Here is a 21,395-nt window from a genome sequence, read left to right as displayed (position 1 = left end):
GCCAGACGAAGACGATGAGCGTGCCGGTGAGCCCGATCGCCGAGATGGTCAGCAGCACATTCTGCTCGAACTCGGTCATGCGGGTCTCTTCCCTTCGGCGGCGTCCGCGACGATCTTGGCGATGCGCGCGGCACGGGTCTCGGGGCGACGCGCCGAATCGACGGCCGAGATTCCGAACTTCCTCGCCGAGGCCGGGAAGCCGTCCCACGCGGCACGGGCATCGGGCTCCGCGTCCAGCGCTGCGGCGAGGTCCTCGGGCTCAATGCCGGCCTCGGCGTTGTCGAGCACCGTCCACGCGCCGTTCGCCTTGGCCACCTCGACCGCGCGGATGCCCGCCTCGGTCATGAGCCCGGCGGCCTCCAGCTCGACCAGGCGCGCCTTGTTCGTCGCGGCCCACCCGCTCGACGGGCGCCGCGGTGCGAACCAGAGACCGCCGGTCGCCTCGTCGAACGTGCGGACCGGGCCGTCGATCCAGCCGAAGCACAGCGCCTGACGGATGGCGTCCTCGTACTCGACGTATACGAGGCCCGAGTCCCGCCGGGCGCGCACGAGCCACGCGCCCCTCGACGTGCGATGGTTCTTCTCGAGCCAGTCGCGCCAGGCCGCGGCATCCGCTGCCTCCACCTTCTCGCCGTCGTCGAGTGCACCCATGCCGCGACCCTATCGCCGGACGCGGACGCCTCGTGTCCGCAAGGCCCCGTCAGAGGATGTCGGCCTCTTCGCTCTCGACCGGCTCGGTCGCAAGCAGGTCGGCGACGGAGTCCAGCACCTCGTCGGGGCGGAACGGGTACCGCTGGATCTCGGCCGGATCGCTGATCCCCGTGAGCACGAGCACGGTGTGCAGGCCCGCCTCGATGCCCGCGACCACGTCGGTGTCCATGCGGTCGCCGATCATGCCGGTGTTCTCGGAGTGGGCTCCGATGCGGTTGAGCGCCGAGCGGAACATCATCGGGTTCGGCTTTCCCACGACGTACGGCTCCATGCCGGTCGCCTTGGTGATGAGCGCCGTGATCGCCCCCGTCGCGGGCAGGACCCCCTCGGTGGAGGGCCCGGTGGCGTCGGGGTTGGTCGCGATGAACCGCGCGCCGGTGCCGATGAAGCGGATCGCCTTCGTGATCGCCTCGAACGAGTAATTGCGCGTCTCGCCGACGACGACGTAGTCGGGATCGGTCTCGGTCATGATGAAGCCCGCCTCGTGCAGGGCGGTCGTGAGACCGGCCTCGCCGATGACGAACGCGCTTCCTCCGGGCATCTGCGAGCGCAGGAAGTCGGCGGTCGCGAGCGCCGAGGTCCAGATCGACTCCTCGGGCACGATCAGTCCCGAGGCGCGCAGCCGGGCCGACAGGTCGCGGGGCGTGAAGATCGAGTTGTTGGTCAGCACGAGGAACGGCGTGCCGGTGTCGCGCCACTGCTCGAGCAGCGCCGAAGCACCCGGAATCGGGGTGTTCTCGTGGACGAGGACGCCGTCCATGTCTGTCAGCCAGCATTCGATCTCGGCTCGGGTCCGCATGGCGCAAGCCTACGGCCGCGGGGGATTATGGTCGAAGTCGTGACCTGGGACCCCCGCAGCCTGCCCGATCTGTCCGGTCGCACCTATCTCGTGACGGGGTCCAACGCCGGACTCGGCTACTTCGCCTCCGAGCAGCTCGTGCGCGCCGGCGCGCACGTGTACATGACGGCGCGGCATCCGAATCGGCTGTCGGCTGCGCGGGCGGCGGTGAGGCGACGGGTTCCGGATGCCTCGCCCGACGCCACCGAGGCACTCGTGCTCGACACGAGCAACCTCGGCTCCGTGCGTTCGGCGGCGGCCAGCGTGCGGGGTCGCGGCGGGCTCGACGGCGTACTGCTCAACGCCGGCATCGTCCACCCGCCGAAGGCGCGGGAGACCACCGTGGACGGGCACGAGGTGGTCTTCGCGACGAACGCACTCGGTCACTTCGCCCTCGCGGGCGAGCTCCTCACCGCCCTCGCGCGGAGCGACGGCCGCATGGTCTGGGTCGGCAGCATGTCGACCTCGCTCACCCCGTACGACCCCGTCGACCCGCAGCTCACGACCGGCTACACCGCGTGGCGGGCGTACGTGCAGTCGAAGATCGCCACCGCGGCGCTCGGCTTCGAGGCCGACCGGCGCCTGCGCGCCGCCGGCGTCCCGGTGGCGAGCGTCGTGGCCCACCCCGGTTACTCGACCAGCGGGCGCACGCCGGGCATCGCGGGCGTCAATGCGCCGACGCGCATGAAGCGATTCCGCGACAACCTGCAGGCCGCGATCGCCCAGTCCAAGGAGCGCGGCGCGTGGCCGCTCGTGCGGGCGCTCGTCGATCCCGACGTCGAGGGCGGCGAGTTCTGGGGTCCGCGCACGATCACCCGCGGCGAGCCGCGACGACAGAATCCGTCGAGGATCACCCGCGACGAGGAGGTCGCCGCTCGCCTGTGGCAGGCGGCCGAAGACGCCACCGGCGTGCGCTGGCCGTTCGCCGAGGCATCCGCCTTCCGCCGTCCCCCGAGTGGTCGATCCCGAGCGTGAGAAGCGCGGAGGCGGCCCGATCGGTTCTCAGGCGCTGAGCCACACGGCGTCGGCGGCCGCAACCGGGAGCGACACCTCGGAGCCGTCGACGCGCAGGGTCGAGGCATCCGTCACCGTCGCCTCGGTGCCCACCGAGACTCCCGCCGCCTCCACCGCACGGAGCAGCTCGGGATCGCGGTCGCTCACGCGGAGCACGCGGCCGGAGTGCCCGACCGCCGCGGCCCCGAGGAGCACGAACGGCACGCGCTCGACGTGGCCCGAGGCATCCGGAATGGCATCGCCGTGGGGATCGAAGCTCGGGCGCCCGAGCCGCTCGTCGATGCCCTCGAGCAGGCGGTCGCTGATCGCGTGCTCGAGCACTTCGGCTTCGTCGTGCACCTCGTGCCACGCGTAGCCGAACTCGCGCACGAGCCAGGTCTCGATGAGCCGGTGCCGCCGGATGATCGACGCGGCGCGCAGCTCTCCCGCCTCGGTGAGGGCGATCGGGCCGTACGGCCGGTGCGTGACGAGGCCCTGCGCCGCGAGCTTCTGCACCATCTCGGTCACGCTCGACGGGGCGAGGCCGAGCTCGGCGGCTAGCTGTGACGGCGTGATGCGCTCGGTCTGCCACTCGGTGTGGTGATAGATCGTCTTCAGATAGTCGTCGACGGCGGGGGAGGGCACCGCCCCAGGCTACCCGCCGGGCGTCACGACCCCGTCAGCACGAGCCACAGCAGGATCGCGTTCAGGGCGATCAGGAAGACGGAGGCCGCGACCCCCGCGACCGTCGTCACGGCGCGATTGCGGAAGCCGCCGAGCACGTCGCGCTTCGCCGTCAGGGCGACGAGCGGGATGAGGGCGAACGGGATGCCGAACGAGAGCACCACCTGGCTGAGGACGAGCGCGAGCGTGGGGTCGACGCCCGCCGCCAGGATGATGAGCGCCGGGATGAGCGTGACCAGCCGGCGAGCGAGCAGCGGCACGCGGATGTGCAGCAGGCCGTGCATGATCTCGGCGCCGGCGTACGCGCCGACCGAGGTCGAGGCGAGTCCGCTGGCCAGCAGGCCGACGGCGAACAGCGTCGCGACGGCGGGGCCGAGGCCGGCGTCGAGCGCGGCGTACGCGCCCTCGAGGGTGTCGGTCCCGGGCACGCCGGCGAGGTTCGCCGCGGCCAGCAGCAGGATGCAGAGGTTCACGGTGCCCGCGATGAGCATGGCGATCGTGACGTCCCACTTCGTCGCGCGCAGCAGCCGCGCCGTCGAGATGCCGCGCAGCTCCTCGAGCGGGGCCGGCGTGCGGGCGCCCTGGGTCTCGTCGCCGAACACCGGCTTGCCGGGGGCGAACCGATCGCGCGCGAGTGCGCTGTGGGCGTAGATCGCGTGAGGCATGATCGTCGCACCGAGGATGGAGGCCGCGAGCAGCACCGAGCCGGAGTCCTCGAAGCGCGGCATCAGGCCCGACGCGATGCCGGCCGGGTCGGGCGGGGCGACGAACACGCCGTAGGTGAACCCGATCGCGATGATCACGACGAGCCCGATCACGACGAACTCGAACGTCTTGGGCCCGCGACGCGACTGCAGCAGGAGCAGCGCGATCGACACCGTGCCGGTGATCAGCCCGCCCCACAGCAGGGGAACGCCGAACAGCAGGTTGAGCGCCACGGCGCCGCCGATCACCTCGGCGATGTCGGTCGCCATCGCGACGAGCTCGGCCTGCAGCCAGTAGGCGCGGCGCGCCCACCGATTGCGCATGCGCGTGCCGAGCGTCTCGGGGAGGCTCCGCCCCGTGACGATGCCGAGCTTGGCCGAGAGGTATTGGATCAGCCACGCCATCACATTGCCGAGCACGACGACCCAGACGAGCAGGTAGCCGTAGACGGCGCCGGCCGTCATGTTGCTCGCGACGTTGCCGGGGTCGAGGTACGCGACGCCCGCCACGAGGGCGGGACCGATCAGCCACGCGGTGCGCGGGACGCTCGGGACGGCGGTGCGCTGCGGCGGCGCGACGACGGGACTTTTCGGCACACCGAAACCGTAGCGGTTTTTCGGCGTGCCGAAAAGTCCCGGATGCCTCGGGGTCAGTCGCCCCGATGGATCCGGTGCAGCCGCCAGGTGTTGCCGCCGTCCGTCTCGTGGAGCAGCTGATCGAGCGTGGCGAGGGCGATGGCCAGACCACGGCCCGACTCCGCCTCCTCACCCGGCATCGTGACGGCGCTGAGGTCGATGAGCGCGGGGTCGGCGTCGTCGGTGAACACGGCCGAGAAGCCGCGGTCGTCGGCGCCGAGCCTTACCGTCACGTGGATGGGCTCGCGCTGTGACGCGTGCTCGACGACGTTCGTGGCGACCTCGCTCACCGCGAGCCGGAACAGCATGCGATCTTCCTCGCCGGCGCCCGGGGCGTTCTCGAAGAGCTGGTCGAGTGCCTCGTGCACGCGGTCGACCAGGACGGGATCGGCGATCCCGTCGAGGCTGATCGAAGCCTCAGTCGCCATCGAATGCCGACTCCGGCGTGGGGTGGTCCCGCAGCACGCGATCGAGGTTGGTGAGCTTGAGCACCTTGCGGACCGGCTCGGTCATCGCCGCGATCCGCAGGTCGCCGCCCGCGAGACGCGCGGCCTTGAGCCCGCCGATCAGGGCGCCGAGACCGGACGAGTCGACGAACTCCGTGCCGCCGAGGTCGACGACGATACGAGGACTGCCGCCGGAGACGAGGTCGTCGACCGCCTTGCGCAACTGGGGCACGGAGGTCGCGGTCAGGCGCCCTTCGGGACGGATGACGGCGTACTTCGTGCCGGTGGTGACGGTGAGATTCATGCGACCTCCTCGGAAGCAGGGGCGGCGGGCCCGCGGTACAGCGCCGCCTGGATGATGACGCTCAGCACGACGAGGTCGTAGATGACCCAGACGGTGTTGACGAGGGTGCCGGTCCCGTCGGCGGTGCCGACCGCGAGGCGCGCCAGGCCGATCACGAGGGCCACCGCGAGGATCGCCATCGCCGTGAGCTGGGGCCAGATCTCGCGCCACGGCGGGCCGAGCTCGCTGCGGCCGTCCTTCTTGGTGACCGCGAAGTTCAGCGGCCGGCCGAAGGCGACGTTCGCGAACGCCGAGGTGCAGGCCTTGATCCACACCGGGAACAGCGCGAGCGAGTACTGCTGCCCTCGCCAGGTCTTCAGCCCCCTCGCGACCACGAGGAAGAGGATCTGATTGACGATGAAGTACGGCAGGAAGCGCGCGAAGAAGTCGAGACTCCACGCCGTGACGGGCATGACCCCGAAGACGAGGTAGATCACCGGCGCCGCCAGGTAGACCACCGCCGTGAAGCCGGAGAGATAGCTCCACATCGTCGCGAAGTACATGACCCGCTGGCCGGCGGACAGGCCCTTCTTGGCGAGCGGATTGTCGCGCAGCATCACCTGGAGCGTGCCCTGCGCCCAGCGCAGTCGCTGCGTGAGCATCGTGCGCAGGTCTTCGGGAGCGAGCCCCTTCGCGAGGATCTCGTGGTGGTAGACGCTGCGCCACCCCAGCGCATGCAGCTGCATCGCGGTGGCCATATCCTCGGTGACCGAGATCGTCGCCATCGGCTGCACCGGCTGCGCCTCGTCGGGGCGATCGACGCGGATCGCCTCGAGCAGCGCCGAGACCGACTCGACGGCACCGAGCGGCGACAGCTCGCGCGCCGCGAGCGCGTCCAGTGCCGCATCGTCGACGATGAACGCGTCGAGCTCGGCGTCTCGCTGGACCGGCAGCTCTCCGATGGCGGCGAGGTCGGCGCGCACCTGCGCCAGGTCGGCGTTGACGAGGCGACGGGATGCCGCGTCCACCGCGCTCTGAACCCGGTAGGTGACGTCGGCGATCGGCTCGCCCGCCGAGATCTCGGCTCGCGCCTTCGCGACCTCGGTGCGCAGCACCCCGACCTGCTCGCGCACGGGACCGTCGGCGGAGCGGTCTCGCGCGGCCTTGGCCAGCAGCGACTCCGCGGCGCGGAGCGTGCGCAGCGTGGACTGCTCGATGCTGCGGACGTAGCCGACGATGCCGAGCTGCATGAGCGCGTCGCGGCGCAGCACGGCATTCGAACCGCAGAAGAACGCGGCGTTCCACCCGTCCTTGCCCTGCTGGATCGGGCCGTAGAAGAGCGGCGCCTGGCTGCCGAGGGGATCGGCGTCGTCGACGTTGACGAACCACTGCGGTGTCTGCACGAGGGCGACCTCGGGATCGTCGGCGAAGTAGCCGAGCGTGCGGTGCAGGATCAGCGGGTCGGGCACCTGGTCGGCATCGAGGATGAGCATGAACTCGCCCTCGGTGGCGAACAGCGCGTTGTTGAGGTTGCCGGCCTTGGCGTGCCGGGGCTTGTTCTCCCAGTCGACCGAGCGCGTGATGTACCCCACGCCGGCCTCGCGCGCGGCGGCGGCCATATCGGGTCGCGCGCCGTCGTCGAGGATCCACGTCTCGTGCGGGTAGGCGATGCGCTTGGCCGCGCGTGCCGTCGCGATCACCATCTCGACGGGCTCGTTGTAGGTCGTGATCAGCACGTCCACCGTGCCGGTGGGCGGCGACACGGGGGCGGGCCGGTCCCGCGCACGCCACATCGTGAGGCAGAAGAAGAACGTGTCGATGAGGCTGTAGGTCTCGGCGATGACGAGCGGCACGGCGATCCACCACGCCGACCAGTTCACCGAGTCGAGCCAGCGCCACACGACGTAGTTGACGCCGAAGAGCACCGAAAGCAGCGCGAGGACGCGGATGGTGACGAAGCGAGCGGTCATCGGTCCCTCCTCACCACGACCACGGTCACGTCGTCGGGCGCGTGGACCTCGCGCGCGAGCCGCGCGGCCTCCGCGACCGCGCCCGCGGGGTCGAGGCTCGTCAGCACGCGGTAGACGTGCCCGTAGGGATCGTCGGGGTCGAGCACGTCCAGCAGTCCGTCGCTGCAGACGAGATAGCTGTCGCCCACTTCGAGCCTGGCTCCCGCGGGCTCCCGCTGCTCGTCGAAGCCCATGCCGAGCGGCAGGCCGGTCGACTCGAGGAACTCCCACCGTCCGTCGGCGCGCAGGATGAAGGCGAGGCTGTGACCGGCGTCCACGAACGACAGCTCGCCCGTCGCGACGTCGATCTCGGTGTGCACGGCGGTGACGAAGATGTTCGCACCGCCGATGTCCTCTTCGAGCATGCGGTCGACCTCGGTCACCGAATCGCCCAGCGAGCGCGACGGAGCCGTCCGCAGCGACGCCCGCACCTCCGCCGCGATGATCGCGGCGCCCGCGCCCTTGCCCATGACGTCGGCGACCGTCACCCGCAGGCGCCCGTCGTGAAGGTACCAGTCGTAGAAGTCGCCCATCAGCTGACGCGACGGCGTCGCGGACGCGGCGAGCGTGTAGCCGGGCACGTCCGGCGTGCGCGCACCGTAGAGGGCCCGCTGCACGAGGGACGCCTCGTCGAGCTCCTGCACATCGGTCAGCTCGTTCTGCACCCACAGCGCGAGCTCTTTGAGCAGCTCGCGCTGATGGTCGTCGAGGGTGCGCGGCTTCGTGTCGAGGATGCACAGCGTGCCGAAGTGCTCACCACCGGGCGCGGCGAGGGGATGGCCGGCGTAGAAGCGCAGGTGCGGATCGCCGGTGACGAACGGGTTCTGGGCGAAGGTCTCGTCGATCGAGGCATCCTCCACCACCAGGGTGTCGCCCTTGCGCACCGTGACGTCGCAGAAGGCGCCCTCGCGGGGAGCCTCGCTCCCGCCGAGGCCGATCTGCGACTTGCGCCACTGCCGGTCGCGGTCGATGAGGGTCACGCTCACCATCGGAACGTCGAACAGCTCCTGGGCGAGCCGGGTGACGCGGTCCACGCGGACATCGGGCGGGGTGTCGAGCACTCCGAGGGCTTCGACGGCACGCTGCCGCTTCTCGTCGTCAAACAACAGGCCCCCTCTGCGGAACGGCGATAGTCCCAGTATGTGCGTCCGAGGGCACACCGTCGACCCGCCATCCGGGGGACGTCCCGGATAATCTGAGCCGGTGACCGACGAGCCCACTCTCCCTCACGGCGTCGGCCCCTGGCCCGGCGGACCGGCCGCGTGGCCGGACGATCCGCGCTACGACCGCGATCTGCTCGAGCACGGCGACGCGCGCAACGTGGTCGACGAGTACCGGTACTGGTCGATGGAGGCGATCGTCGCCGACCTCGACCGCCGGCGTCACGGCTTCCACGTCGCGATCGAGAACTGGCAGCATGACATGAACATCGGCTCGATCGTGCGCAGCGCGAACGCGTTCCTGGCGGCCGAGGTGCACATCGTGGGGCGCCGGCGCTGGAACCGCCGCGGCGCGATGGTGACCGACCGGTACCAGCACGTGCGGCACCACGAGGACGTCGCGGCGTTCAAGGAGTGGGCGGATGCCTCGTCCCTCCCGATCATCGCCATCGACAACGTCGACGGCTCGGTGCCGCTCGATCGCGCCGAGCTTCCCCAGCGCTGCGTGCTGCTGTTCGGGCAGGAGGGTCCGGGGCTGTCGCCAGAGGCGCTCGCCGCGGCATCCGCCGTCGTCGAGATCACCCAGTACGGATCGACCCGCTCCATCAACGCCAGCGCGGCCGGCGCCGTCGTGATGTACGAGTGGTGCCGTCGCTGGGCGTGACGGCTCAGGCCCCCGCCGTCATCCAGGCGGCGCCGCGCACGCGCAGGCCCAGGGTCGCGAGGCGCGCGAGCATGTAGACGCCGAAGAAGGCGACGGCCAGCCACGCCAGCCCGGCCGCTCCCGGCGGGTGCAGCACGGCGACGAGCGCGAGCGCCGGCAGGTACGGGATGAGGTTGAGTCCGCCGGCCACCGCGAGGTACTTGGAGTCGCCGGCGCCGATGAGCACACCGTCGAGCACGAACACCACGCCGCACAGCGGCTGCGTGACGGCCAGCACGATGAGCGCCGGCTGGACGAGGGCGGCGATCGCGGGGTCACCCGTGAACAGCAGGCCGATCGCGCCGGAGAACAGTCCGATCACACCGCCCACGACGACGCCGAACCACGCGCCCCACGCGACCGTCCGGCCGAGGACATGTCGCACGAGCGAGGTGTCGCCGGCGCCGAGGCCCTTGCCGATGAGGGCCTGTGCCGCGATCGCGAGGGCGTCGAGCGCGAAGGCCGCGGTCGAGAAGATGGTGAACGCGACCTGCCACCCGGCCAGCTCGTCGGTGCCCAGCGCGGTTGCGACGGCGACCGTCGCGAGCAGCGCCACACGCAGCGAGACGGTGCGCAGGAAAAGCCAGCCACCGGATCGAGCCGAGCCCCGCACGCCTTCGCGCTGGGGACGGACGGATGCCTCGTGCCGCCGCGCCAGCCGGCCGATGACCACGACGTAGGCGGCGACCATCGCCCACTGCGCGACGACGGTGCCGGCGGCAGAGCCGGCGATGCCCCACCCGAAGCCGTAGATGAAGAGCCAGTTGAGCAGGGCGTTGGCGCCGAAGCCGAGCCCGGCGATCCACAGCGGCGTCACGGTGTCCTGCATGCCGCGCAGGAGCCCTGTCGCGGCGAACACGATCAGCATCGCGGGGAGGCCCCACATCGAGATGCCGAGATAGATCTCGGCCTGCTCTGACACGATCGGCGTCGCGCCGAACAGCCCGACCAGCCACGGGGTCGCCAGGGACCCGACGAGCGCGAGCACCGCGCCGATGCCGAGGGCCAGCCACAAGCCGTCGATGCCGACCGAGACGGCCTTCGACGGATCGCCCGCGCCGAAGCGCCGCGCCACGGCCGGTGTCGTCGAGTACGCGAGGAAGACCATCAGCCCGACGATCGTCTGCAGCACCGCCGAGGCGATGCCGAGGCCCGCGAGCGGCACGACACCGAGGTGGCCGACCAGCGCCGAGTCGACGATGAGGAAGAGGGGCTCGGCGACGAGCGAGCCGAGCGCCGGGACGGCGAGCCGCAGGATGTCGCGGTTCAGCGTCTGCGGGCGGGTCATCCTACGAGCCTAGGGCGGTCCACCCACAGCCCTTGCCCTTCGGGAGGAGCCGACGCATATCCTGGAACGCATGACCGACGCCCCCCGCTCTGGTCTCGCGCTCGATGAGCTCAGCGCAGACATCCGCCCCCAGGACGACCTCTTCCGCCACGTCAACGGCGCGTGGCTGGAACGCACCGACATCCCCGAAGACAAGGCGAGGTGGGGTTCCTTCCACCTCATCGCCGAGCAGGCCGAGAAGGACGTGCACGCGATCGTCGAGGAGTCGCAGGCGGCGGAGCCGGGAACCGAGGCGCGCAAGATCGGCGACCTCTTCACGAGCTTCATGGACACCGCCCGCATCGCGGAGCTGGGCGCGGCGCCGCTCGCCGACCAGCTCGCGCGGGTGGACCGGGTCGACAGCATCCCCTCCTTCCTTCGCACGGTGGGCGAGCTGGAGCGTGACGGCGTCGCCGGTCTCGTGCACCTCTACATCGAGCCCGACCCGGGCAACCCGCAGCGGTACGTGCCGTTCTTCATCCAGGGCGGGCTGTCCCTCCCGGACGAGAGCTACTACCGCCTCGACAACTTCGAGGCGACGCGCACCGCGTTCCGCGCCCACGTGCAGAAGATGCTCGATCTTGCGGGCGTTGCGGACGCCGCGGCATCCGCCGACCGCATCTTCGCGCTCGAGACGGAACTGGCCACGCACCACTGGGACAACGTCAAGAGCCGCGACGCCGTGGCGACCTACAACCTCAAGCCGTGGGCCGACGTGCAGGCGCTCGCCGGCGTCGACCTCGCGCCCTGGATCGAAGGCGTCGCACCCGGCCACGCCGATGCGTTCGCCGAGGTGAACGTCTACCAGCCCAGCTACGTCGAGGGCCTCGGGTCGCTCCTCACCGAGGACCGTCTCGAGGACTGGAAGGCCTGGCTCCGCTGGTCGATCGTCCACGGTTCGGCAGCGTTCCTGTCGGACGAGTTCGTCGACGAGAACTTCGCGTTCTACGGCACGCAGCTCACCGGCGTGCCCGTGAACCGCGAGCGCTGGAAGCGCGGGGTGGGCCTGGCCGAGGCCGCGCTGGGCGAGGCCATCGGCAAGGTCTACGTCGACCGGCACTTCCCGCCGTCGGCGAAGGCGGCGATGGACGAGCTCGTCGCGAACCTCATCGAGGCCTACCGTCAGTCGATCACGGGCCTCGAGTGGATGAGCCCCGAGACCCGCCGGCGCGCCCTCGACAAGCTCGACGCCTTCACGCCGAAGATCGGCTACCCGGTCAAGTGGAAGGACTACTCGACGCTCGAGATCGACCCCGCCGACCTCATCGGCAACGTCCGACGCGCGCACGTGTGGGAGCACGACCGTCAGCTCGACAAGGTGGGAAAGCCCATCGACCGCGACGAGTGGTACATGACGCCGCAGACGGTCAACGCCTACTACAACCCGCTCATGAACGAGATCGTCTTTCCCGCGGCGATCCTCCAGTACCCGTTCTTCGAGGCGGATCGCGACGCGGCCGCCAACTACGGCGGCATCGGCGCGGTGATCGGGCACGAGATCGGCCACGGCTTCGATGACCAGGGCAGCCGCTTCGACGGCGACGGATCGCTGCGCGACTGGTGGACCGACGACGACCGCGCCGCGTTCGAGGAGCGCACCAAGACCCTCATCGCGCAGTATGACGAGCTGACCCCCGACGGCCTCGACGAGCAGTACACGGTCAACGGCTCGCTCACGGTCGGCGAGAACATCGGCGACCTCGGCGGCCTGGGCATCGCCCTCAAGGCCTACGAGCTGTCGCTGCGCGGCGGCGAGGCGCCGGTCATCGACGGCTACACCGGCGTGCAGCGCCTGCTGCTGAGCTGGGGTCAGATCTGGCAGCAGAAGGGGCGGGATGCCGAGACCATCCGCCTTCTCACGATCGACCCCCACTCGCCCAACGAGTTCCGGTGCAACCAGATCGTGCGCAACATCGACGCGTTCTACGACGCGTTCGGCGTGACGGAAGCCGACGCCCTCTGGCTCGATCGGGAGCAGCGCGTCACCATCTGGTGAGATGGACCCGTGCGCGTCCTGGGGTCGCGCATCCACCAGCCGAATCCACCGGAAGGAACCGCCCGTGGGCACTGAGCCCAGAAGGGATGCCGAGTCGCAGCGGGGGTCGCGACGGAGCACGAGCAGACGAGTGCCGAGGAGGGCGGCAGTCGGACGCCGATCATTCACGTCGACGCTGAAGGCGCTCGACGACCTCGCCGCGTCCGGAGCGAAGATCTCGGTGCGCATCACCGATCTCGATCGCGGCCATTCGGTGCTGGCGGGCGACGACTTCGTCACGCTCCCCGTGGGCGGGCTCGGCGTCGTCCCGCTGCTGATCGAGGTCGCGGCCGGGTTCGAGTCGGGAGCGCTCGACCCCCTCGAGATCATCGACCGCGCCGATATCGACCCGGTGACGGTCGGCGGCGTGTGGCAGCACCTCAAGGCGCCGGCGCTGCCGATGTCGGATGTCGCGGTGCTGGCCGCGTCGACGGGTGACGCGCTCGCCGCGAACGCTCTGCTGTCGCGCGTCGGCCTTCCAGCCGTGCGCGCACGCATCGAGCAGCTCGGCCTCACGAGGTCGGCGATGCTCGACCGCTTCCGCGACGTGCGCGGACCTGACGATGCGCCGCACTTCGCGCTGGGCTCCGCCCGCGAGCTCGCCGAGCTGTTCGCCGCGCTCGTGAACGCGAAGGTCGTCTCGCCGGGCGTGAGCGCGCAGGTCGCCGAGTGGCTGAGCCTCAACCACGACCTCTCGCTCGTCGCGTCGGCGACGGGCCTCGACCCCTTCGCGCACGAGAACGACGAGCACGGCCTGCTCTTCATCAACAAGACGGGGCGGGATGCCGGTGTGCGCGTCGAGGCGGGTGTGCTCGCCGGGCCGCGGGCCGGCGTCTCCTATGCGCTCATCGTGTGCTTCGACGACCTGTCGATCATGCATCGCATGCGCGCGCACGAGGCGTTCCGCACGCTCGGCATGGAGCTCATGGAGTACGTGTTCTGACGGCGTGCCGGGGGGCGCGGTGGTCAGCGCACGGCGGGCGCGGGGCGAGGCATCCGCAGCACCATCACCGTCGTGATCGCGAGGACCACGACCCCGATGGATTCCACGATGACCGTCTCGGGCACGAGCGTGAAGTTCCAGTCCTGATGGATGCCGAACAGTCCCACGGTCAGCGCGAGCACGAGAGAGCCGAGCGTCGCGATCAGGAACAGGAGGCTGAGAACGGTCGCGATCTGCAGCAGCCGGCCCTTCAGCGCCACCATGGCGATGGCCAGGACGAGCCCCGCGACGAAGTTCAGGATGAAGGCGACCCCGAGGAAGCCCCCGACGCCGTTGAGGGCGAGGTACAGGTGGATCCCGCCGGTGGCGAGAAGGAAGAGGGCGCTGAGGATCCGCAGGATCCACACCGCGCGCGAGGTGCCGTCGGTCATGTCTGTTCACTCCTTCGTAAGCCCGCATCGGTGCGGGCGGGGGTGAGCCGCCGCCGCGCGATGAGCCAGAGCACATCGCGTCCGAACGACTCGATCAGCAGGGCGAGGGCGACGAGCGTGAGGACCAGGCCCGCCCCTGCGGGCACGAGACTCGACGCGGTCACCGTGAGCGCGATCCCCGCGTAGGCGGTGACGACCTTGCGCCAGTACCGAGCGGGGAGGGTCGCGCGCATCCAGGGCAGCAGCCATCCGGCGACGACGAAGGCGTAGCGCAGCAGGCCGATGGCGAGCACCCACGCCCCCAGGTCCTGGGCGACGTAGGCGCTCAGGACGAGGAGAAGGAAGGCGTCGACCTCCATGTCGAATCGCGCGCCGAGGTCGGTCTCGGTGCCGGTGCGCCGAGCGAGCCAGCCGTCGACCGCGTCCAGTGAGAGCGCCACGCTCGCCAGCACGACGAGCAGAAGCACCGACACCGGTGCGGTGAACGACGTCGCGACGAGCGCCGTGACGAACCCGACCAGGGTCGACCGCGTCGTCGTCGCCGCGTTGCCCCAGCCGAGGGAGGTCGTACCGCTGCGGTGCAACCCCCTGGCCAGGAGTGCGTTCGACGCGACAAAGTAGAGGAGGCCGGCGGTCCATCCGACCGCCGACAGCGGGGAGAGGCGATCGACCGCGAACAGGCCGAGCGCGCCCGCCATCAACGACGAGAGCGGAGCGAGATGAACCTTCGACATGGGGAGTTCCGTTTCTCCGTCATGGATACCACTGGGAACACGGAGCCGGGGCGGGCTTCGGTTCAATCCGGTGAGGTGCGGGACTGATGGATGCCGCGGCGTTCTGGGTGGAAGGCCCCGGTGTCGGGTCCCTGCGCAGCGCGCCGGCACGCGACCCCGGTGCGGACGACGTGCTCGTCCGCACGCTGTTCACGGGGATCAGCCGCGGCACGGAATCGCTCGTCTTCCGTGGCGAGGTCCCCGAGAGCGAGCGGGAGCGCATGCGTGCGCCGTTCCAGCGGGGCGCGTTTCCCGGTCCGGTGATGTACGGCTACCTCAATGTCGGCACCGTCGAGCGAGGGCCGGAGGGGCTCGTCGGACGCACCGTGTTCACGCTCTACCCCCACGAGTCGGTGTTCGTGGTTCCCGCGAGCGCCGTCTCCGTGGTCCCGGACGGAGTGCCCCCGCGGCGTGCCGTGCTGGCGGGCGCGGTCGAGACCGCGGTGAACATCCTGTGGGATGCCTCGCCCCTGGTGGGCGACCGGATCACCGTCATCGGCGCGGGCATGATCGGCTGCGCCGTCGCGCGGCTCGCGCGTGCAATCCCGGGCGCTGACGTCGTCGTGCTCGATGTCGACCGCACCAAGGCATCCGTCTGCCGGGCGCTCGACCTCGCGTACGCGCATCCCTCCGACAGTCCGCCCGAGCGGGACCTCGTCATCGACACGAGCGGGTCCGCCGAGGGCCTCCAGCTGGCGATCGACACGGCGGCCACCGAGGGCGAGATCGTCGAGGCGAGCTGGTTCGGTAGCCGCGAGGTGCCCCTGCGCCTCGGCGGCGCGTTCCACTCCCGCCGCCTGACGATCCGCTCGAGCCAGGTGGGCGCGGTCGCGCCGCGCCGGCATGGAACGCGCACGACCGCCGACCGGCTCGCCCTCGCGCTCGACCTGCTTCAGGACGACGCCTTCGACGCGCTCTTGACGGGCGAATCCTCGTGGCGCGACCTTCCGGCCACCATGGCCGCCATCGCCCGCGGCGATGCGCCGGGCCTGTGTCACACGATCGACTGGAGGGACCCCGCATGACCTACTCGGTGACCGTACGCGACCACATGATGATCGCGCACAGCCTCTCAGGCGAGACCTTCGGGCCCGCGCAGCGCCTGCACGGGGCGACGTACGTCGTCGACGCGACCTTCCGATCGGCCGATCTCGACGCGGACGGCGTGGTGGTCGACATCGGCCGCGCGTCGGCGGCACTGCACGAGATCGTCTCGGCGCTGTCTTACCGCAACCTCGACGAAGAGCCCGACTTCGCGGGGGTGAACACGACGACCGAGCGCCTCTGCAGCGTGATCGCGCTGCGCCTGGCCGACACCGCCGCTGCCGGCGGGCTCGGCGGCGCGACCCTCTTCGCCATCGAGGTCACTCTGCGCGAGTCCCACATCGCGTGGGCGTCGTTCGAGGTGACGCTGTGACCGGACGCTCGCTGTGGTTCGTCGTTCCCGAGGGGATCGACGATCCGGCGCGCGTGAGCGGCGGCAGCGTCTACGACCAGCGCCTCCGCGACGGTCTGCGCGAGCTAGGGTGGGACGTGCGGATGGTGGGGGCGGATGCCTCGTCCGACCCTTTCCTCACGGTGCCCGACCACGCGCTCGTCCTCATCGACGGGCTCGTGGCCATGCAGGCTCCCGAAGCGGTCGAGGGTGCCGCCGCCCGCGCGGCGGTCGTGCTGCTCGCGCACATGGTCGCGGCATCCTTCCCCGATCCCGACCCGCGCGATGTCGACGCCGAGCTCCGCGCCCTGCGGGCAGCGCGGTCTGTGGTGACGGCGAGCGAGTGGGCGAAGGGCGAGCTGATCTCGCGCGGGGCGGCACCCGACGCGGTGATCGTGGCCGTTCCGGGATCGGATGCCGCGGCGACCGCCACCGGCACCTGGACGGGTGCCGCGCTGCTGTGCGTCGGCGCCGTCGCGCCGCACAAGGGACAGGACATGCTCGTCGAGGCGCTCACCCGTCTGCCGGCCGGGGTGCGGTGGACGTGCACCTTCGCGGGATCCACGGCGGTGGACTCCTCCTTCGCGCGTGCCGTAGCGGAACGCGCCGCCGGGGCGGGGCTCGCCAGCCGCATCACGTGGGCCGGCGTGCTCGGGCCGAGAAGTCTGGGCGACGCCTACTCCGCCGCCGACCTCGTCGTCGCGCCGTCGCGAGCCGAGAGCTACGGCATCGCGATCGGAGACGCGCTGAGCCGTGGCATCCCGGTCATCGCGAGCCGCGTCGGCGGCATCCCGGAGGCGGTCGCGCCCGGGGGCGGAGCGCTCCTCGTCCCTCCGGGCGACCCGGCAGCGCTCGCCGACGCGCTCCGAGGATGGATGGCCGACCCCGAGCTGCGACGCCGGCTCACCGACCGCGCGCGGCGCGAGGCGCCGACCCGGCCCCGATGGCATGACACCGCACGGGTCGTCGACGCGGCCCTGCGAGGCGCGTCATGAGCGCCGTCATCCCGGTCTCGGCCGACTGGCTCAGCCTGCGCGAGCCCGTCGACGCTCGGTCGCGGTCGCTCGCGCTCGTCGAGAACGCGGGACGGATGCTTCGCCCCCCGCTCACGATCCACGATCTCGGCAGCGGCACGGGGTCGATGATGCGGTGGCTCGCACCGCTCCTGCCCGGGCCGCAGACGTGGGTGCTGCACGACTGGAACGAGGAGCTGCTGCGGCACGCGGCTGCCACCGCAGCGATCGATGCGGCGGGGAGGAGCGTCGAGGTGCAGACGAGAGTCGGGCACCTGGCGGAGCTGCGGGAGGCAGATGTCGCCGGAGCGTCGCTGGTCGTCACGTCGGCCCTGCTCGACGTGCTCGCCGCCCCCGAAGTGGAAGCCATTGTGCGGGCGTGCGTGACGGCGGCAGTCCCCGCCCTCCTCGCCCTCTCGGTCCGCGGCACCGTCGAACTCGACCCCGCTCGCCCCGAGGACGCGGTGTTCGAGGCATCCTTCAACGATCATCAGCGCCGCAGCGCCGACGGTCGCACCCTGCTCGGCCCCGATGCGGTCGACGTCGCCGCACACCTGTTCGCGGAATCCGGGTGGACGGTGAGCTTCGACTCCTCGCCGTGGCGTCTCGGCCCCGGCGACGGCGAGCTCACCGCGGAGTGGCTCGACGGATGGGTGGGCGCCGCCGTCGAGCAGCGGCCGGAACTCGCCGCCACCGCGCGGGAGTACCTGCTCCAGCGTCGGGCCGAGCGGGAAGCCGGTCTGCTCTCCGCCGTCGTGCATCACACCGACCTGCTGGCGTGGCCGCCGTGAGTGCCGCGGCGAGCGTGATCCCGCGTCGGCCCGCATCGACGGCACGGCGCTGGCAGCCGTGGGTCCGGGCGGCCGTCGGTGCGGGCATCCTCGTCCTCATGATCGCCGTCGCCGGAGCCGAGCCGTTCCTGCGGGGTCTCGCCGCGATCTCGGCGCCGGCGGTGCTGGCCGCGTTCGCGCTCGCCGCCGTGGCGACGATGGCGGCCACCTGGCGGTGGCGCCTCCTCGCCGGCCGACTGGGACTCGACCTCGGCTGGCGGGCGGCACTCGCCGCGTACTACCGCTCGCAGTTCCTCAACACGGTCCTGCCCGGCGGCGTGATCGGCGACGTGGACCGGGCCGTGTCGCACGGGCGCACCGTCGACCGGGTCGCTCAAGCCGCTCGCGCCGTCGCCGCCGAGCGGGCAGCCGGCCAGGCGGTGCAGCTGACGCTCGCCGTCGTGGTGCTCGCCGCCGTCGGTTCCTGGGCCTACGCTCCGGCGCTGGTGGTGCTGGCCGGGGTGATCCTCGCGGGAGCGATCGTCGTCGCGACGAGCCGGCGCCTGCGCGCGATGCTCGCGCGTGAACTCGAGATCCTGCGAGGCGCGTTCGGGAGCATCCGCACGGTCGTGTGCGTGTCCCTCGCGTCGACGGTGGTCGTCGCCGGCCACGTGGCGACCTTCCTGGTGGCATGTGCCGCCGTGGGCGTCGATCCCGGCGCCGACCGCGTGGCCGCCGCCGCCGTGATCGCCGTGCTCGCTTCGTCGATCCCGCTCAACATCGCAGGGTGGGGCCCGCGCGAGGGCGCGGCGGCCTGGGCGTTCGGGGCAGCGGGGGTCGGCGCCGCCGCCGGGATCGCCGCCGCGACGGCGTTCGGAGTGCTCGCCGCGCTCGCGGTCGCCCCGGGCGCCGTGGTGGTCGCGGTGTCCCTGATGCGTCGACGGCGGCTGGAGCGGGAGCGGAGGCGGAACTCATGACGCGGCCCTACGTCACGCTCAGCTGTGCGATGTCGATCGACGGCTACCTCGACACCGAGGAGCCTCGGCGGCTCGCGATGTCGAACGCGGCGGACTTCGACCGGGTCGATCAGCTGCGCGCCGAGAGCGACGCCATCATGGTCGGCGCCGCCACCGTGCGACGCGACAACTGCCGCCTGCTCGTGCGGAGCGAGGAGCGTCGCGCGCGCCGTCGCGACGCCGGCCTGCCGGCCTCGCCGAAGAAGGTGACGGTGACCGCCAGCGGCGAGCTCGCAGTCGATTCGTCCTTCTTCACCGCGGGTGACGTCGAGAAGATCGTGTACTGCCCCCGGGTCGACCGGGACCGCATCGAGGCGGAGCTCGGAGGGGTCGCGACGGTCGTGCCGCTCGGCGACCCGGTCGCCATGCGCGACGTCGTCGACGACCTCGGTCGACGGGGTGTGCGGCGGCTGATGGTCGAAGGCGGCGGGCGACTGCACACGCAGTTCCTGGTGGAGGATCTCGCCGATGAACTGCAGCTGGTGATCGCACCGTTCTTCGTGGGCGAGCCACTGGCTCCCCGCTTCGTGCAGCCGGGCCGGTTCCCGTGGACGGCTGCTCGGCGTGCACGCCTGGCCGAGACCCGTCCCATCGACGACGTCGTCCTCCTGCGGTACGCGCTGTCAGAGCGCTTCGCGGAAGGGGGTTCCGCGCATCCCGAAGGGGAGGTGGCTCCGGATGACCGGTGACCGAGGACCGTTTACGCCGCCGCTCGGGGCGGGCGCGGGGTCCCGCCCCGGCGGACGCTCTGCTGCGGTCACGGCGATCGCCGTCGCCGCTCTCGCGCTGCTTCCCCTCGTTCCCGGCGCGTTGAGTGCCGGCGACCCGGCGCAGCTCGTCGGCGTGCCGGTGGAATCGATCGTGGTCGTGCTGGCGGTCGGCGTGCTGGCGTCCGCCCTCGGGCAGGGTCTCGCCGCTGCGGCCTATGCCGCCGTCATCGTCGCCGCGCTGCTCGTCGCGGCGCTCGACGTCGCCTTCCGCGCGTCGATCGACCGGCCTTTCAGCGCGGCCGAGGACGGCATCGCACTCGTGAACGCCTTCGGGGTCGTCGAGGACGCCGTCGGCGCCGTCGGGGCGTGGTCGGTGCTGATCGCCGTCGTCGCGATCTTCGTCGGGTGCGGCTTCGCGCTCGCCGCCGCCGCGCTCCGCGTCGGGCGCCTCACCGCAAGGGCGGGGAGTCGGGGACGGATGCTTCTCGCGGCGGTCGCACTCGCATGGATCGCGTTCGCCTTCGTCGGGGCGCAATCCGCGGGTGCGTCGGCGGCGGCATCCCGTTCCCTCGACGCGCTCGTCACGACGTCGGCTCGCGCGATCGCCGACGTCGAAGCGCTCAGGGTGTTCGACGAGTCGATCGCGGCCGATCAGCTCGCCGCGCAGCCCGGTGAGGAGCTGCTGACGGCGCTCGCCGGCAAGGACGTCGTGATCGCGTTCGTGGAGAGCTACGGCCGGACCGCCGTCGAGCCGTCGGGCTTCACGCGCGGAATAGAACGGACGCTCGACGAGGGCGCAGCGGCGCTCGAACGCAGGGGATACGTCGCGCAGAGCGCGTTCCTCGCATCGCCGACGTTCGGCGGCGTGAGCTGGCTCGCCCACGCCACGCTGCAGAGCGGAGTGTGGGTCGACTCGCAGCAGAAGTACGGCCGGCTGATGACGACCGACCGGCTGACCCTGACCTCCGCGTTCGAGGAGGCCGGCTGGCAGACGGCCGCCGTGGTGCCGTCCAACCGGCGCTTCTGGGAGGAGGGTCAGTCGTTCTACGGCTTCGACACCGTGCTCGACTCCCGGAACATGGGGTACCAGGGGCCGGCGTTCGGGTACGCGCGCATGCCCGACCAGTACACCTGGAGCACCTTCCACGACCGGGTGCTCGCCCCCGCGACCCTGCCGGTCATGGCGGAGGTGGATCTGGTGTCGTCGCACGCACCGTGGACGCCGCTCCCACGCCTGCTGCCCTGGGATGAGCTGGGCGACGGCGCCGTGTTCGCGGCGCAGGCCGAGAGCGGCCAGCCCGCCGTGGCCGCGCTGACAGACGCCGAGCGCGCGCAGGCGCTCTACGCGGCATCCGTCGAATACTCCCTCGGGGCGACCTTCTCGTACCTGGAGGCGTTCGAGCAGCGCGACCTGGTGCTCGTGCTCGTCGGCGACCATCAGCCCGCGAGAAGGGTGAGCGGAACGGATGCCCCGTACGACGTGCCCATCACGATCATCGCGAACGACCCCGACCTGTTCGGGCGGATCGCCTCGTGGGGCTGGGAGGACGGCGTGCATCCGTCCGCAGACGCGCCGGTATGGCGCATGGACGAGTTCCGCGACCGGTTCGTCGACGCCTTCAGCGGCTGAGCACCCGCATGACGGCTAGACGATCTTCTCGAAGACCATCGTCGCCTGGATCCGATCGCCTCCGCCCGAAACCACCTCGCCCTCAGGCGGCTGAGCTGATGGTGTGGAGGCGGTAGCCGAGCGCGGCCCGCCGTCGTGGAGAGCT

At 71.4% G+C, this 21,395-nt stretch carries 22 protein-coding genes; 11 read left to right on the top strand and 11 right to left on the bottom strand.

The genetic code is table 11. The annotated features are described in order from the left end of the window. Positions 1 to 75: 75 nt before the first annotated feature. Together HF323_RS14725 and HF323_RS14720 are read right to left on the bottom strand one after the other, a co-directional pair. The gene (locus HF323_RS14725) at positions 76 to 651 is read right to left on the bottom strand and encodes a YdeI/OmpD-associated family protein (protein ID WP_169583648.1); all 576 of its coding nucleotides are present in this window, start codon (positions 649 to 651) and stop codon (positions 76 to 78) included. Positions 652 to 700: 49 nt separating this feature from the next. Beyond that, the gene (locus tag HF323_RS14720) at positions 701 to 1,510 is read right to left on the bottom strand and encodes an HAD-IIA family hydrolase (RefSeq protein WP_169583646.1); all 810 of its coding nucleotides are present in this window, start codon (positions 1,508 to 1,510) and stop codon (positions 701 to 703) included. Between the two features lie 39 nt (positions 1,511 to 1,549). On the opposite strand from HF323_RS14720, the gene HF323_RS14715 reads away from it, so the two are divergent. Next, entirely contained in the window at positions 1,550 to 2,524 is a 975-nt protein-coding gene (locus HF323_RS14715) for an SDR family NAD(P)-dependent oxidoreductase (RefSeq protein WP_317451097.1), read from the top strand. Between the two features lie 27 nt (positions 2,525 to 2,551). Here the strand turns inward: HF323_RS14715 and HF323_RS14710 are convergent, their stop codons facing one another. From HF323_RS14710 to HF323_RS14685, 6 genes are all read right to left on the bottom strand, one after another. Continuing rightward, positions 2,552 to 3,187 (bottom strand): metal-dependent transcriptional regulator, encoded by a 636-nt coding sequence (locus HF323_RS14710; RefSeq protein ID WP_169583642.1) that lies wholly within the window; start codon positions 3,185 to 3,187, stop codon positions 2,552 to 2,554. A 23-nt stretch (positions 3,188 to 3,210) separates the two neighbouring features. Continuing rightward, a complete protein-coding gene (locus tag HF323_RS14705; protein WP_223169488.1) occupies positions 3,211 to 4,458 on the bottom strand; it encodes an Nramp family divalent metal transporter in 1,248 nt (415 codons plus the stop codon). A 122-nt stretch (positions 4,459 to 4,580) separates the two neighbouring features. Beyond that, positions 4,581 to 4,994, bottom strand: a complete 414-nt coding sequence (locus tag HF323_RS14700) for an ATP-binding protein (RefSeq protein ID WP_169583638.1) — start codon at positions 4,992 to 4,994, stop codon at positions 4,581 to 4,583. Next, complete coding sequence (locus HF323_RS14695; protein ID WP_169583636.1) at positions 4,984 to 5,316, bottom strand: STAS domain-containing protein; 333 nt, start codon at positions 5,314 to 5,316, stop codon at positions 4,984 to 4,986. The genes HF323_RS14700 and HF323_RS14695 overlap by 11 nt, the downstream gene beginning before the upstream one ends. Beyond that, positions 5,313 to 7,265 (bottom strand): glycosyltransferase, encoded by a 1,953-nt coding sequence (locus HF323_RS14690; RefSeq protein WP_169583635.1) that lies wholly within the window; start codon positions 7,263 to 7,265, stop codon positions 5,313 to 5,315. Before HF323_RS14690 ends, HF323_RS14695 begins: the two co-directional genes overlap by 4 nt. Then, positions 7,262 to 8,410 carry a SpoIIE family protein phosphatase gene (locus tag HF323_RS14685; protein ID WP_169583633.1) on the bottom strand — a complete coding sequence of 383 codons (1,149 nt, stop codon included), beginning with the start codon at positions 8,408 to 8,410 and terminating at the stop codon, positions 7,262 to 7,264. The genes HF323_RS14690 and HF323_RS14685 overlap by 4 nt, the downstream gene beginning before the upstream one ends. Positions 8,411 to 8,507: 97 nt before the next feature. Between HF323_RS14685 and HF323_RS14680 the strand changes: the two genes are divergently transcribed. Then, positions 8,508 to 9,128: an RNA methyltransferase gene (locus tag HF323_RS14680; protein ID WP_169583631.1), complete on the top strand. Its 621-nt coding sequence runs from the start codon at positions 8,508 to 8,510 to the stop codon at positions 9,126 to 9,128. Positions 9,129 to 9,132: 4 nt separating this feature from the next. Here HF323_RS14680 and HF323_RS14675 read toward each other — a convergent pair whose 3' ends face one another. Beyond that, entirely contained in the window at positions 9,133 to 10,455 is a 1,323-nt protein-coding gene (locus HF323_RS14675) for an MATE family efflux transporter (RefSeq protein ID WP_169583629.1), read from the bottom strand. A gap of 70 nt (positions 10,456 to 10,525) precedes the next feature. Here HF323_RS14675 and HF323_RS14670 point away from each other — a divergent pair, with 70 nt between their 5' ends. Both HF323_RS14670 and HF323_RS14665 read left to right on the top strand, forming a co-directional pair. After that, positions 10,526 to 12,490: a M13-type metalloendopeptidase gene (locus HF323_RS14670; protein ID WP_169583627.1), complete on the top strand. Its 1,965-nt coding sequence runs from the start codon at positions 10,526 to 10,528 to the stop codon at positions 12,488 to 12,490. Between the two features lie 64 nt (positions 12,491 to 12,554). Beyond that, entirely contained in the window at positions 12,555 to 13,472 is a 918-nt protein-coding gene (locus HF323_RS14665; RefSeq protein ID WP_169583625.1) for a serine hydrolase, read from the top strand. A gap of 23 nt (positions 13,473 to 13,495) precedes the next feature. Here HF323_RS14665 and HF323_RS14660 read toward each other — a convergent pair whose 3' ends face one another. Together HF323_RS14660 and HF323_RS14655 are read right to left on the bottom strand one after the other, a co-directional pair. Continuing rightward, the gene (locus HF323_RS14660; protein ID WP_169583623.1) at positions 13,496 to 13,903 is read right to left on the bottom strand and encodes a hypothetical protein; all 408 of its coding nucleotides are present in this window, start codon (positions 13,901 to 13,903) and stop codon (positions 13,496 to 13,498) included. Next, complete coding sequence (locus HF323_RS14655) at positions 13,900 to 14,637, bottom strand: CDP-alcohol phosphatidyltransferase family protein (RefSeq protein WP_169583621.1); 738 nt, start codon at positions 14,635 to 14,637, stop codon at positions 13,900 to 13,902. The genes HF323_RS14660 and HF323_RS14655 overlap by 4 nt, the downstream gene beginning before the upstream one ends. Positions 14,638 to 14,723: 86 nt before the next feature. Between HF323_RS14655 and HF323_RS14650 the strand changes: the two genes are divergently transcribed. From HF323_RS14650 to HF323_RS14620, 7 genes are read left to right on the top strand one after another with little or no spacing between them, the layout of a single operon-like run. Further along, a complete protein-coding gene (locus HF323_RS14650) occupies positions 14,724 to 15,701 on the top strand; it encodes a zinc-binding alcohol dehydrogenase (protein WP_169583619.1) in 978 nt (325 codons plus the stop codon). Then, positions 15,698 to 16,093, top strand: coding sequence for a 6-carboxytetrahydropterin synthase (locus HF323_RS14645; RefSeq protein ID WP_169583618.1), 396 nt, complete (start codon positions 15,698 to 15,700; stop codon positions 16,091 to 16,093). Before HF323_RS14650 ends, HF323_RS14645 begins: the two co-directional genes overlap by 4 nt. Next, entirely contained in the window at positions 16,090 to 17,106 is a 1,017-nt protein-coding gene (locus HF323_RS15530) for a glycosyltransferase family 4 protein (protein ID WP_169583616.1), read from the top strand. Before HF323_RS14645 ends, HF323_RS15530 begins: the two co-directional genes overlap by 4 nt. Then, positions 17,103 to 17,915 (top strand): SAM-dependent methyltransferase, encoded by an 813-nt coding sequence (locus tag HF323_RS14635; RefSeq protein ID WP_169583614.1) that lies wholly within the window; start codon positions 17,103 to 17,105, stop codon positions 17,913 to 17,915. The genes HF323_RS15530 and HF323_RS14635 overlap by 4 nt, the downstream gene beginning before the upstream one ends. Continuing rightward, the gene (locus tag HF323_RS14630) at positions 17,903 to 18,871 is read left to right on the top strand and encodes a lysylphosphatidylglycerol synthase domain-containing protein (RefSeq protein ID WP_169583612.1); all 969 of its coding nucleotides are present in this window, start codon (positions 17,903 to 17,905) and stop codon (positions 18,869 to 18,871) included. The genes HF323_RS14635 and HF323_RS14630 overlap by 13 nt, the downstream gene beginning before the upstream one ends. Further along, a complete protein-coding gene (locus HF323_RS14625; protein ID WP_169583610.1) occupies positions 18,868 to 19,599 on the top strand; it encodes a dihydrofolate reductase family protein in 732 nt (243 codons plus the stop codon). Before HF323_RS14630 ends, HF323_RS14625 begins: the two co-directional genes overlap by 4 nt. Further along, the gene (locus HF323_RS14620; protein ID WP_169583608.1) at positions 19,589 to 21,250 is read left to right on the top strand and encodes a hypothetical protein; all 1,662 of its coding nucleotides are present in this window, start codon (positions 19,589 to 19,591) and stop codon (positions 21,248 to 21,250) included. Before HF323_RS14625 ends, HF323_RS14620 begins: the two co-directional genes overlap by 11 nt. Positions 21,251 to 21,395: the final 145 nt, after the last annotated feature.

Source organism: Microbacterium sp. MF43, from assembly GCF_012847295.1.
Classification (GTDB): Bacteria; Actinomycetota; Actinomycetes; order Actinomycetales; family Microbacteriaceae; genus Microbacterium.
Note: the sequence above shows the minus strand (reverse complement) of the source record. Positions and strands in the feature narration are given on the sequence as shown.